General features: G+C 38.6%; 10 protein-coding genes. 3 read left to right on the top strand and 7 right to left on the bottom strand.

Translation table 11 applies throughout. The annotated features are described in order from the left end of the window. Positions 1-5: 5 nt before the first annotated feature. From E7L28_RS00145 to E7L28_RS00120, 6 genes are all read right to left on the bottom strand, one after another. Positions 6-5,027 carry a TonB-dependent receptor plug domain-containing protein gene (locus E7L28_RS00145; RefSeq protein ID WP_316711345.1) on the bottom strand — a complete coding sequence of 1,674 codons (5,022 nt, stop codon included), beginning with the start codon at positions 5,025-5,027 and terminating at the stop codon, positions 6-8. A gap of 231 nt (positions 5,028-5,258) precedes the next feature. Then, positions 5,259-6,149, bottom strand: a complete 891-nt coding sequence (locus E7L28_RS00140; protein ID WP_004698620.1) for a helix-turn-helix transcriptional regulator — start codon at positions 6,147-6,149, stop codon at positions 5,259-5,261. Positions 6,150-6,406: 257 nt separating this feature from the next. Next, the gene (locus E7L28_RS00135; protein WP_227037143.1) at positions 6,407-6,802 is read right to left on the bottom strand and encodes a YbaN family protein; all 396 of its coding nucleotides are present in this window, start codon (positions 6,800-6,802) and stop codon (positions 6,407-6,409) included. Continuing rightward, entirely contained in the window at positions 6,802-8,169 is a 1,368-nt protein-coding gene (locus tag E7L28_RS00130) for a PTS ascorbate transporter subunit IIC (protein WP_004696684.1), read from the bottom strand. The genes E7L28_RS00135 and E7L28_RS00130 overlap by 1 nt, the downstream gene beginning before the upstream one ends. A 29-nt stretch (positions 8,170-8,198) precedes the next feature. After that, positions 8,199-8,474 (bottom strand): PTS sugar transporter subunit IIB, encoded by a 276-nt coding sequence (locus E7L28_RS00125; protein ID WP_004696686.1) that lies wholly within the window; start codon positions 8,472-8,474, stop codon positions 8,199-8,201. A 20-nt stretch (positions 8,475-8,494) separates the two neighbouring features. Beyond that, positions 8,495-8,950, bottom strand: coding sequence for a PTS sugar transporter subunit IIA (locus tag E7L28_RS00120; protein ID WP_021148434.1), 456 nt, complete (start codon positions 8,948-8,950; stop codon positions 8,495-8,497). Positions 8,951-9,202: 252 nt separating this feature from the next. Between E7L28_RS00120 and E7L28_RS00115 the strand changes: the two genes are divergently transcribed. The 3 genes from E7L28_RS00115 to E7L28_RS00105 are packed head-to-tail and all read left to right on the top strand — an operon-like array spanning position 9,203 to position 12,009. Further along, on the top strand, positions 9,203-10,210 hold the full coding sequence (locus tag E7L28_RS00115; RefSeq protein ID WP_316581077.1) for a FecCD family ABC transporter permease: 1,008 nt from the start codon (positions 9,203-9,205) through the stop codon (positions 10,208-10,210). Positions 10,211-10,236: 26 nt separating this feature from the next. Further along, the gene (locus E7L28_RS00110) at positions 10,237-10,983 is read left to right on the top strand and encodes an ABC transporter ATP-binding protein (RefSeq protein ID WP_156697022.1); all 747 of its coding nucleotides are present in this window, start codon (positions 10,237-10,239) and stop codon (positions 10,981-10,983) included. 21 nt (positions 10,984-11,004) lie between these two features. Then, the gene (locus E7L28_RS00105; protein WP_156697023.1) at positions 11,005-12,009 is read left to right on the top strand and encodes an ABC transporter substrate-binding protein; all 1,005 of its coding nucleotides are present in this window, start codon (positions 11,005-11,007) and stop codon (positions 12,007-12,009) included. Positions 12,010-12,257: 248 nt separating this feature from the next. Here the strand turns inward: E7L28_RS00105 and E7L28_RS00100 are convergent, their stop codons facing one another. Next, the gene (locus E7L28_RS00100; RefSeq protein ID WP_004697552.1) at positions 12,258-12,431 is read right to left on the bottom strand and encodes a hypothetical protein; all 174 of its coding nucleotides are present in this window, start codon (positions 12,429-12,431) and stop codon (positions 12,258-12,260) included. Positions 12,432-12,663 lie beyond the last annotated feature (232 nt).

Below are 12,663 nucleotides of genomic sequence, written 5' to 3'. Positions count from 1 at the left end.
AATTTTTAGAATTTATACGTCATTTGGAAACGAGTATAATTCCCAAGTTTAAAGTTTTCAGATCCATATAAGGTATCTCGTTTATTGATCCCTTTTGCATCAAATGTATAGAATGCTTGTAAAAGAAGATCTTTAGTTGGCACATAGCCACCACCAAAGGTAAAGCTCTTAATACCATCTAAGTAACGGTCAGGAACAGCCTCTGTACCATTGCCACCAAAGAAGGAACCATGGGCAAAGTATTTATAGTCTACATAGGCATTCCAAGAACCAGGTTTATTCATATCGGCACGACCAACATCAAAGCGCAATGCCCAGAAATGAGGTACACCACCTACGTCACGGCCCTTGATATCGAATTGAGAGGATCCAGCCTTATGGTCATAATGAGTATTGCCATTCATGAAGCGACCAAAGTCACTACGGTTTTGTCCATAGTCGAAGGAAACACTTACATTATGATTTAATTGATACTTAGCTCCAACGCCAAAAACATTAGCCATATTGTTGAATTCATGCGCTTCTGTAGCATTACCATTCGCCGTATAGAAGCGATAGTCACTACCGCCAAAGGAGCGTAAGTACCACGCAGCTAAGCCAAGTCTAGGTGTTACCATATGTTTAACTTGAACATAGGTAGCCTTTTCAATTGGTGGAATTGTATCCCGCTCCAATACGACACCTATTGAAGGAATAACAGCACCTGTATATTTGCCTAGCGCCTCTCTCGGCAAACGACTGTTGCCGTCCGCTTTTTCAAGCATTCGGGCCAAGCTATTAAAGTACGAAGCTATCATAGAAGGATAATAGGCACTTCCTTTTACGTTAATAAGACCAGACGTGCCGGAGTCGTTAATATCAACGACATTCGCCTTATAAATAGACTTGTCCAGCCCGTCAAAGGCATTATCTTCAAATTTCATCGTATACGGATTATTGCCGAAGCTATAGGTTGCTATATCTTTCGCCTTGGCACGATACGCCTCCACGATAGCCGCCTTATTCTGATTGTACCAATTTGAAATAAACGTTTTTCCGCCATTGGAAAGAACAGTGGTATCACTCAACTTCATTTCAAACAATGGGTTTTTCTTATCAAGCCCAATCGTTCCCGGTGCTATTTTCTGAGTGAAAGTACGTTCGTCTTCATACCATTGTTCATCATCTTCATCATAGTATCGCGATTTATAAGAATACGTTACTGACACATCAGGCATCTTAATCGATACAGTCTGTTTAGCCGCATCCGCACCATAAGCTTTCACCGCGATTTCCTGCATCCGGCGCAACACATCAAACTGCGCAGCTCGCAACGGTTCCCGTTCTTTCGCCACACGAGCTTCCACATCCGGTAAAGATGCTTCCAACTTTGCCAACTCCGCTTTTAATGGAGCCAGTTGATCCGCGGACATGCCGTCAATAAATTCTTTAGACCAGATATCGGAAGTCATATCGTCGATTTTCTTCTTTAATGTACCTACCTCCGCATCTAAGGTGCCTTCCTTATCGCGCAAGGCTTTTAATTGCTGGTAGAAATTAATAGTATTCCCTGCATTTGGTACGATGAGTTCCTTATTGGCACCGTCCGAATCCATAGTAACACCTAAGAATTCCTCTACCGTTGGAACCCGTTTAAAATGCGTATAAATAGCATGAGTATAAGCACTGTCGCTAATTCCCGTACTATGTTTAAAGGTCCCCACACCGATACGGACTTGAGTATTCTTATTCGTCCAAACACTACGAAGGCCGTCATATTCTTTATTAAACCAATAACCTGTAACCCCCATAGATTCAGTAATACGACCAACACTATGATCCCATTTAGAACCGTGATGTGTTACATCTAGTTCTTCGAGACGTTGATGATTAAAACCGTTAGAGCCTTCTGTTTCATGACTGCTATCTACACCAGCTTGACCAGAAGCACTACCCACAACACGTACATTCATATTATCGTTAATACGAGCATCGACACCGACACGTATACGTTGATTCAAGCCATGTTCCTTGCGGTCCGCCAGATTCTTTGCGGCCTCGTCGGATACGTAACTTGTAGCAGTCACCCACGTAGCAGGACGATCAGATCCAAGATGACTGTCATTACGTACACGATAATCACCTACAAGTTCCATACCTCGTTTTCTGTCTGTATCGAAAGGACGCGTAATAAAATCCTGCAGCATAACCGGAGGTAACGATTCAAACTGCTCCTTCGTAAGTTTCGTTTTACTTTCACCTGAACCGAAACCGAATTTCATATTTAATCCGATCCGATATACTCGAGCCGATAAAGCCCGATCATCATCACGATGATTAAAGAGATTATCAATACCGAAATAGATTCGTGAATCCTTATCAATCTTCTTTTGAATCATCAAATTCCATATGCCATAAGTTTTATGTTCATACATATCGGCGGTTTTTCTATTATTCAAATTATATCTGATAACGGAACGATCGGAATTATTAGGATCAATATAAGATACCATATAATTACCTCCACCAGACAAAGAGTTACTATCCAGCATATGAATATAATAATCTCCCCACAGACTACCGCTCCATCCGCTAGCCTTATCCTCAAAATCCACACCGATATCCACTTTATGACGAGGTTTATCCAGTAATTCACGAGGCATATCTTTATCGCTCTTATTAAGCGCTCGTAAATACGTATATCCCAAACGGGCCTTCCAGTGTTTATTCAAAGTTTGTTTAACTTCAAATTGAAGTCCCGTAATTTGGGCCTTGCCGATATTACGGAAACTGTAAATCATATCTGGTGCATGAGCAAATTTCGCCGCTCCATATGTGGTAGATTCATCATACTGAGGATAAAAATCCATCAAATATCCCGTATTGTAAATCGACATATAATTCCGAATGTTATTATGGAATACGGTTACTTTACCATAGGTATTTTTATTTTCCCCTTCCAAAGAGAGGTCAAAATTCATGGATTTCTCCGGTTTAAGGTTCGGATTTCCGACCCAATACCAACCTAATCGGGCTTCACCGCCACCGATTGTGGCATTTGTAATATTCGGGCCATACATTTCCCAGTTATAATACAGCTCGCCCATACCAGGTTCCGTATAACTGGTACCCACATTAGCCTTTAATCTGCGGTGTACATTTCCATGTACATTATGAGTCATGCCGAAATTAAACGACCAGTTAGAGCCAAATAAATCACTATGATCCAGTCTTATAATTGGTGATAAAGTAGTATTTTTATTAACCTGCCACGTATCCTGAATAAAGAAATTCTGTTTCTTGATTTCCGCACGTCCTGCGGTCTGTTGATTAACGCGTTTTAAATACTCTTCTTTAAAATAAGCTCCGTTTAATTTCAACTTCGTAGAATCAAAATCCGGTACGGCGCCATAGTAAAAGCTCGGTAAATAGGCATCATAAAGTGCTGGATAATACTTACCGTTTTCATCTTTTCGGCCCTCCTTATTAAAATGATAGTCTTCAATAAATTCTTTATTCTCCGCTAATAAACGTTTAGCAAACTGCTGATATCGCGCATAAGCTTCAGGATTCCGTTTTTTCAGCGTACGCTCCGTCACGGGGCCGTCCACAAGCCCCATTGCGGCCGCTGAATCAATCCCCGCCTGCGGATCCAAATATTGAAGATATTCTTCGTAAGTAAATTCCGGCAATGTGTTTGGCTTGCTTTTATCTCCGTTATACCATTCTTTCTCCTTATTCCACTGCTCTACACCGGCCTCGTTTTTTCTGAAAGAATGGTCATAAATTGTGGATGAGGGAACACCGTTTTTTACTGCCAGACTTTTATCATAATCCCAGGGGTCGATATGCCGTTTATAGGTATGAGGCGCATTTTTAAGTCTGCTACCTTCGCCTGTCTCCCGTATAAACCCAATTCCATAAGACAAGAGATGTTTCTTATTGACTTGCGTATCTGCCCCGAGTGTTATGCTCCATTGACGATGATCTACATTATCCACATAGTTTAATGTATTTTTCCCTTCATAGGTACTGTTCCCGTAGTCACTGGTTAATGTTACATCATCTTCTTTGGTCCGCGTATAATTCAGTTCCGCTTTCCACGAACTCTTATTATCCTGACCAGTATACGTCAAATTGAGATTATTCCTGTCTAAATCCCGTTTGTAATGAACCTGAGGTTCCAAATAAGAAGTACTGCGCTTTACATACCGTTCTAAGTCCTCATTATACCGATCGATGCGAATTCCCAGAGACTGCTTATCATTAATATCATACGTAGCGGCCAAACCTATATTAGAATTTGTACCGTAATACCGTAGGGAATTCTTTAAAAAGCCATGGTCTTCATCATTGGTCATAGCGCTGATACGACGCTGCTCACTGGCATAAATAGGCATAATGTCACGTTTACTACCGTGAATATTAACTTTTAACTTACCTAATGAGCCAGAATCAGCGCGCATAAAGAAATTGGAAAACGGTACGATATCACCGTCGCCTTTAGTTCTACGACCTTCTGCATTAAACTGAAGGCCAGCGATCTTACGCGGTTTATTGGTAATAACATTGATAACACCACCGATGGCGTCGGATCCGTATTTAGCACTAGCTGCACCTTGAATAATTTCTATACGTTCCACATTTTCTGTACCGAGACGCTGTAATTCATCACCGGCGCCTTGATATTTAGCAAGATCGCCCATCACAGGCTGTCCATCCACAAGAATCAAGGTATGACGCGGATCCGCACCACGGATAGATACACCGACGCGCCCCATCGAATCAACGGTTCTGGATACACCAGTTTCGGAAAATACAATATCTTCTACGGATTTTGCCTGCTTTTTGACAATATCCTTCTTCGTAATAATCGTCGTCTGTTGAGACTCTTGTTTTGCCTGCTCTTCAGCCCATGTACCGCGAACATGAACTACATCGGTTGTTACAGTCGCATTATCCGCCATAACTACCGGCATTTGCAACCAGCACGCTACTGCGCAGGATAATATAACATATCTCCTTGCCCGCACCCAACTCCTATTCATTAAATTTCCTCCAGACATATATTTAACCATGCATATAAAAATACACTTTACCACCACAACCAAATGACATTGAAAATCATTTACAGATTTAATGGTAGCAAAGTGTATTATACATATCTACTCCGAATAGACCAAAAACATACGTTTCGGACAATATTTAATTTTCATAGACTATCAAACCTAGCCTAAAGCACAAAATTTCTATCTAGAATAATATAAGATCCAAATTATTTAAACCTTACGATAAGCACTTGGCGTTACACCAGTAGCCTCTTTGAATGCACTAGTAAACTTACTACCATTCTCATACCCTACCGCATTAGCGATTTCTAAAATAGACTGATCTGAGTCTTGAAGCAATCGCTTTGCCGCATTAATACGACATTCTTTTAGATACTGATGTATGGTTGTACCAAATACACCTTTAAAGCAACGTTTCAGGGTAGATGTAGGAATATCAAACTGTTCAGACAAGGAGTCAATAGTAATACGCTTCATAAACTGTGTCGATACATATTCACTTACAGCTTTTACAATATCTACCTGTTGCTTTCTATAGGTACTTCTCTTTTCAGGATTAGCTGTAGAGATAACAGATAATAATAAAAAAATTTCAATTACTTTTAATTTAAAATAGTGCTCCTTTATTTGATCTGGCACATTATATAAACTGGAAAAAATGTGACGAACTGTTTCCGTTTCTTCCATCATCATACCAAAATCAGAATGCTCACAAAACCGATTGGCCAGCTCAGTCAAATCAATTCGAGAATCACTAACAAGTGCATCTAATACGGGTTGTGCCTTTTCAACATCTACTAATAATACAATTCCTTTAAATAATTTTGTAGGAAAGTAATTTTCATGTTGGTAAGCGGAGCGTGTATGCCACCCTAACGACATATCCCCTGGACCCATATATAAATACTCACCAGATGTGAACTTGCACTCAATGCGCCCTTCTTCACAGTGATTTATAGCAAACGTCTTGGTATGTGATTTAGCATAAAATTGAATCGTCTCTTGCTTCACATCTAAGAACATCAAATCGATACCGTCAAATATCGTATGTCTTGACATAGATGTTCCAGCATGTGAAACCGCATGATTATGTGGATTCATACTATCACCATATACACAAATACTATAAACATAAATTAATAATATTATATTATAGTATACTTATTGATAGTCATTATCAACTTCAAAATAGTAATAATTCATTTTACTTTCAGAAATATGAGCTGGCTCATTGTAGTAATATGAAACAATTACAATCATCGCTAGAAGTTGTGCTGGGTACTATAAAATAAGCCTCATGAATTAAACTGTAAGAATTTAATTCATGAGGCTATATTTAAAACTACGGATATAAGTTTCTATTTTTTTGTTTTAATAATAAAAGCTAATGCTATGACATGAGCTACCCATATAATACCCATAACCATTAGAGCAATAGGCATATCTTGACTAAAATAGGCACCAATCGTCATTATGGCACTAACGGATACGAGAATGGACAACTTTGCCCGCAATGACAACGCTTTATCGCGTTCATAAGCAGCAACAGTCTTTTGATATAAATTAGACGCCAAAAACATTTTATGGAGCCGTTCAGATCCACGAGCCAAGCAAAATAACGTTAGCATATAAAAAGGGACTGTTGGCAATAGTGGTAGTACGATACCTGCTGTACCAAGGGCAAAACTTATGGCCCCAATAGTCAGGAATACATATCGAACAACTACATTACGATGTTGCTCAGTTGTTTTCATTAATCCTCTTCTACGTAGTTAATAACTTTACCCTTGGTTTTAATAAAGTTAGGAACAATGAGTACTAAAGCGGCAATAGCTACAATGCCATAGATACCAGCCATACCTACCCATTCGTAAGCATTACCCAATACTAGACCCATTACGGCAAAGTCCGCATCACCAAAGGTTGTATTTTGGAAACCTAATTGACCAAGAACAGGAAGCGCCAAAGCTGGCAGGAATGTAATGGCTAACCCATTTAGGAAAGCGCCTACTGCTGCACCACGGCGACCACCAGTAGCATTACCATAAATACCTGCAGTAGCACCACAGAAGAAGTGTGGTACAAGCCCAGGAATAATTAATACGCCACCTACTGCACCAAGTATAAGCATGCCGATGATACCGCCGATGAAGGAACTAAGGAAGCCTAATACTACTGCAGTTGGAGCGTAGGTAAAGAATACGGCACAATCTACAGCTGGAATTGCATTAGGAATGATTTTTGTAGCAATCCCTTGGAATGCTGGAATTAAATCACCTAAAATCATACGCACACCAGAGTATACAATTGTTACACCAACAGCAAAGTTCATAGCACTCATAACAGCGTATAAATATGGGCTCATATCACCAGATAAAGTAGCTACAAACTCGGAACCTGCCGCAAAGGCTGCAATCAAGTAGAATACAATCATAGTTAATGCGGTAGATAATGTTGAGTCACGTAAAAAGCCCCATTTTTCTGGTATTTCAATATCTTCTGTACTATCTTCAGCTTTACCAACATATTTGGCAACCCAAGCCGATAAATAGTAGCCTAAACTACCAAAATGACCAATGGCAATTTCATCACCATCTGTCACTTTAGATGTATAACTTTGGCCAATAGCTGGAGAAATAGCAGACCAAGCCCCCATTAAGAAACCACCTACAAGTATGAGTTCCATACCGGATAAACCGGCTGTACCAAGTACGGCAGACATAAGGCATGCCATAAATAAGCTGTGATGACCTGTTAAGAACACATATTTAAACTTGGTAAAACGTGCAATACATAAGTTCATCAATAAGCCTACAACAAGAATAGACATTGTTTCAACGCCAAGTACCTTTTGTGCAACAGCTACGATAGCTTCATTATTTGGCACTACACCAGTAATATGGAATCCATGTTCAATCATTTTTCCCAATGGGTCAAGATTGCTAACGATAACACCCGCACCTGCAGCTAACATTAAATACCCGAGAATAGGTTTTAATGTGCCCGTCATTATTTTATGAAACGGACGTTTCAAGGCGATCAAGCCTATACATGACATAATACCAATCAAAAGTGCCGGTTGAGACAGCACATCACGCAAGAACTCTAATACCATTTCCATGGCACTACCTCCTATATAATTGTTACATATTATTGAGCAGCTTGTTTTAATGCTTCAAGAACATCTTCTGTAATCTTCTTTTTATTAATATAGCTACGAACAATAGCAACATTTTTATCGTCAAATTGTTCAGCCAACTCTTTCACAGTTACAATGAGGTCTGCCTTACGACCTTGAGCCGCGTTAAAATCGATAGATTCGACTTGTGCATCGATACCATTTTCAGCACAAATTTCTTCAATTTTCATTTTTAACATCAAGCTAGAACCAATACCATTACCACATACAGTTAATACAGAAATCATACTTGCCTCCTTCTAAATGTTTATTGCTCGTCTAAATGCTCTGCCAAGAATGCTTGTACGTCGTCAATACTTTCAAAGTCAACGGCCGCATCTAAGAATTCTTCATCCTCAAATAAAGTAGCAATATCTGTTAACAATTGAATATGCTCATCTTTATTGGGAGCACATAAGAATAATGCGACAGATACAGGGTCATTATCAGGACTGCCAAAATTCAATGGTTTTTCCAATGTCACTAAAGCTGTCCCTACACGCTTTGCACCATGTTCTGGGCGAGCATGTGGCATAGCAAGACCTGGAGCCAATACGATATATGGGCCCATTTCGCGAACTACTTCAACCATAGCCTCTGTATAAGATGGCTCCGTAAAACCCGCATCAACCATCAGTTGACCACCATGACGAATAACATCCTCCCACGTCTCAGCGGGATAATGAAAGGATACATTATCCTCAGATAATAAATCTTGTATCAAACTAACACCTCCTAAACGTACTTCTGTACATATAGTTCTATTATAGCTATTATAATAAATTTTTCATATATCAAAATAACAATGAACTTATAAAAATGAATAAAGCTAACATAAGATTTTGCTATTTATAATTTAATAAACCCTTATACGTATAATACCTATACAGGTATTAATATTGTATATATATTGAAATTTCTCTATACTTAGATAAGACTTAAACTGCCTAAATAAAAAATAGAATAAGGAGATTTTATGCAGACTTCGGTAAAAGTATTTGTACTCTGTCTAATCCTCTGTATTTCATTAGTAACAGCTTTACAGTTTGGCGCTAAATTCATTTCTCTAGACCAAATTATTTCAGCTCTTATGTCTATGATTGATGCAAATACTACAGCATCTATGACTGATACAATTATTACAGATATTCGCTTACCACGACTTATTTACTCTGTTCTAACAGGTATAGGTCTATCACTTGTAGGTCTATTAATGCAAACTGTCACGCGCAATGCCCTCGCAGATCCCTATGTATTAGGTGTTTCTTCTGGCGCAAGCACAGGTGCCGTTTTCGCTATTATCATGGGTGGGCTTCCATTCTTAGGCCAGTACAATACGCCTATTTTTGCGGCCCTAGGAGCAGCACTTTCAATTATATTAGTCCTCTTATGTGTTGGTAAAAGCAACAGCCCCGTAAAACTTATCCTCATAGGTATGGGTATGACTGGTGTATTCTCAGCCTTAACGATGATGATTATTTACGGAGCCAAACACGAAGCTCAAGTGCGAAGTGCTATGTTCTGGCTACTTGGCGGCTTTGCAGGCATACAATGGAGTGATTTACCATTAACAGCAATTATCGTAATCTTATTTATGCTATATATCTATATGTTTAATCAAGACCTTGATGTGTTGCTACTCGGTAATCATGAAGCAGCACAAATGGGACTTTCCGTTAAGCAGTTACAATTAAGCATCGTTATCATATCCTCTATTGTAATTGCCACACTAGTATCAAAGGTCGGTGTAGTTGGCTTTATCGGCCTTATCATCCCGCACCTTGCTAGGATTATAGGTGGACCTAAACATAAACATACATTACTATTTAGTGCACTCATCGGTAGCATCGTTATGATCTGGTCAGACGTATTATCGAGAGCACTCTACAGTCCAGAAGAAATTCCTATTGGTGTGCTTACATCTTTATTAGGGGCTCCACTCTTCATTTGGATTATCATGAATCGTTATAAACACAATGGTTAGTGTATATCATATCTATAGGAGATACTATGTATCAAATTAATCAGCTGTCTTTTTCTTATGAAACAAAAGAAGTGTTAAAGAATATTTCTGTAACATTTCCTACCAATAAAATAACAGCCATAATTGGACCGAATGGATGTGGTAAGTCTACACTACTTAGCCATCTATATCGACTTCATCCATCAAAAAATAAAATCACATTAAACGAAAAACCTTTAGAATCTTATAAAGGTCGAGAATTTGCTCAATTGGTAGCAGTTTTAACACAATCTAGAGATGCTATGATCGACGATTTTCTCGTAAAAGATATCGTTCTTATGGGCCGGTATCCGTACAAACAACACTTTGGCACCTATAGTTCTGAGGATGTTAAAATTGCAGAGCATTATATGAATGAAGTAGGCATCACCCATTTAGCAAATGAAGAAATTCATCATTTATCAGGTGGTGAGAAGCAACGCGTATTCATTGCTAAAGCCTTAACCCAGAAACCTCAAATACTTCTTTTAGATGAACCTACTAATCATTTAGATATGAAGTATAAAATAGCACTTATGAAGCAATTGCGTGCTTTTAAAGGCACTACAATTGTAGTCCTTCACGACTTAAATCTAGCGGCTCAATATTGCGATCATATTGTCATCATGAACAGCGGAACTATCCTAAAAGAAGGTTCCCCTACCGAGGTGCTCACACCTGAAATTCTTGAACCAATTTTTGAAGTTCCTTTTAAAACCTCTTGGGATGAAGGACGCTATCATTTATATTATTAATTAGTAAAGAAAGGACTTACTATGTTTCAGAATTTAAGAAAGTCAAAAAAATTATTATTAATCGCTATGACATGTGCTACATTCGCTATTGCTGGTTGTGGTTCTGATTCTACAAAAACTACAGCTGATAACGGGACCTCTGTAACATGGAGTGAAACATTTGATGGTACAAAAACAGACTTTGCCGTAAAATCCGCCCCAACTCATGCAGTGTCCATGTCCCAAGCAACAACGGAAATGATGTTACAATTAGGCCTTGAAGACAAAATGGCTGGGACCGCTTTCAAAGAAGAAGAAATCTACCCACCTTTACAAGCGGCTTACGACAAAGTAAAAGTATTATCTGATAAATGGCCTTCCTATGAAGTATTCATGTCCGTAAAGCCTGACTTCGCTACGGGATGGCCTGATTCTTTCAGCAAACGAGCTATACCTGCAGATAAAATGATTTCCCAAAAGGTTAATATTTGGATCCCTGAATCCATGTTATCTACTAAAGCTGACCTCGAAACGAACTTCAGCGACATGATTAAATTGGGTGAGATTTTCGGCGTAAAACCTAAAGCTGAAGAATGGGTTGCAGGTCAACGTAAAACATTGGCAGCTATCCAGGATAAACTAAAAGACTTACCTCGTAAACGCGTTTTCATTTATGACTCTGAAGACGGTCAACCATTCACAGCATTCGAGGGTTATACTACTAACATCTTAAAACTTATCGGTGCTGATAATGTAATGAGCGGCTTAGGCGTTGATAAAACATGGGCTAAAGGTTCTTGGGAAACAGTAATTGCACAAAACCCTGACTACATTATTATCGCCGACTATGGTAATTCTATTCGCAACGATGATGATTTCCAACAAAAAATTGAAAAGATCAAGGCTAATCCTCAACTTCAAGACATCACAGCCGTAAAAGAAGGTCACTTCATTCGTGTAAAACTTTCCGAAATCACACCTGGGGTACGTACCGTCGATGCTTTAAAACGTTTAGCTGAAGAAATTCACGGCATCAAAGTAGACTAATTTAATATAACAAGATATAGAGTAATATGTAATATGTAATATGTATTGTATATTATATTATATTATATATAACGAAGAAGGTCCCAATTCAAATGAATTGGGACCTTCTTCGTACTACTTGTATTGCACACAGCATATTGTTTAGAGAGTAAAGATGTGTTGTAGTTGAAAGATTTAGAAATAATGAATTATTGTAAAATAGATTTAAAATGTATTAAATTGTATATGCTGTGACAATGCCTGATTATTTATACTTCTCGACTATATTGTTGCCTATATCGTTTATCATTATTTGCCTTAATAGCCATGATCAATGGCTTTAGCGAAAGAAACTCTTCATCACTGAGTCGAAAGGTTCTACCAATACGTTTAATAGGATTACGTGGGCGCCCGGCACCGCGTCTAGATCCACCCCATGCCATATACATACCTCACTTTTCACTTGAAAAACTCCTTCTACCGATAGTATAACCTCGTATACATAAGTATGCAATAGCCATTCACTTTAAACAACCTCTTAACAGCCTATAAACAAGTAATAAACTTCATTTATTAGTAAAATGCATAATCAACAAAACACATATTTATAAGTATTTTCCCCTATTCAACTTGAATTGTAACATTAATGTTGCCAAATATAGATAAATCTCTTTT

The sequence above is a fragment of the Veillonella parvula genome (genome assembly GCF_032575955.1).
Lineage (GTDB): Bacteria > Bacillota > Negativicutes > Veillonellales > Veillonellaceae > Veillonella > Veillonella parvula_J.
The sequence above is the reverse complement of the archived record's forward strand: the minus strand, read 5'-3'. Positions and strand labels throughout refer to the sequence as shown.

Excerpts from the sequence above, each read along its gene's own strand:
- E7L28_RS00145 (WP_316711345.1), bottom strand. The coding sequence starts at position 5,027 with ATGAATAGGAGTTGGGTGCGGGCAAGGAGATATGTTATATTATCCTGC.
- E7L28_RS00140 (WP_004698620.1), bottom strand. The coding sequence starts at position 6,149 with ATGAATCCACATAATCATGCGGTTTCACATGCTGGAACATCTATGTCA.
- E7L28_RS00135 (WP_227037143.1), bottom strand. The coding sequence starts at position 6,802 with ATGAAAACAACTGAGCAACATCGTAATGTAGTTGTTCGATATGTATTC.
- E7L28_RS00130 (WP_004696684.1), bottom strand. The coding sequence starts at position 8,169 with ATGGAAATGGTATTAGAGTTCTTGCGTGATGTGCTGTCTCAACCGGCA.
- E7L28_RS00125 (WP_004696686.1), bottom strand. The coding sequence starts at position 8,474 with ATGATTTCTGTATTAACTGTATGTGGTAATGGTATTGGTTCTAGCTTG.
- E7L28_RS00115 (WP_316581077.1), top strand. The coding sequence starts at position 9,203 with ATGCAGACTTCGGTAAAAGTATTTGTACTCTGTCTAATCCTCTGTATT.
- E7L28_RS00110 (WP_156697022.1), top strand. The coding sequence starts at position 10,237 with ATGTATCAAATTAATCAGCTGTCTTTTTCTTATGAAACAAAAGAAGTG.
- E7L28_RS00105 (WP_156697023.1), top strand. The coding sequence starts at position 11,005 with ATGTTTCAGAATTTAAGAAAGTCAAAAAAATTATTATTAATCGCTATG.
- E7L28_RS00100 (WP_004697552.1), bottom strand. The coding sequence starts at position 12,431 with ATGGCATGGGGTGGATCTAGACGCGGTGCCGGGCGCCCACGTAATCCT.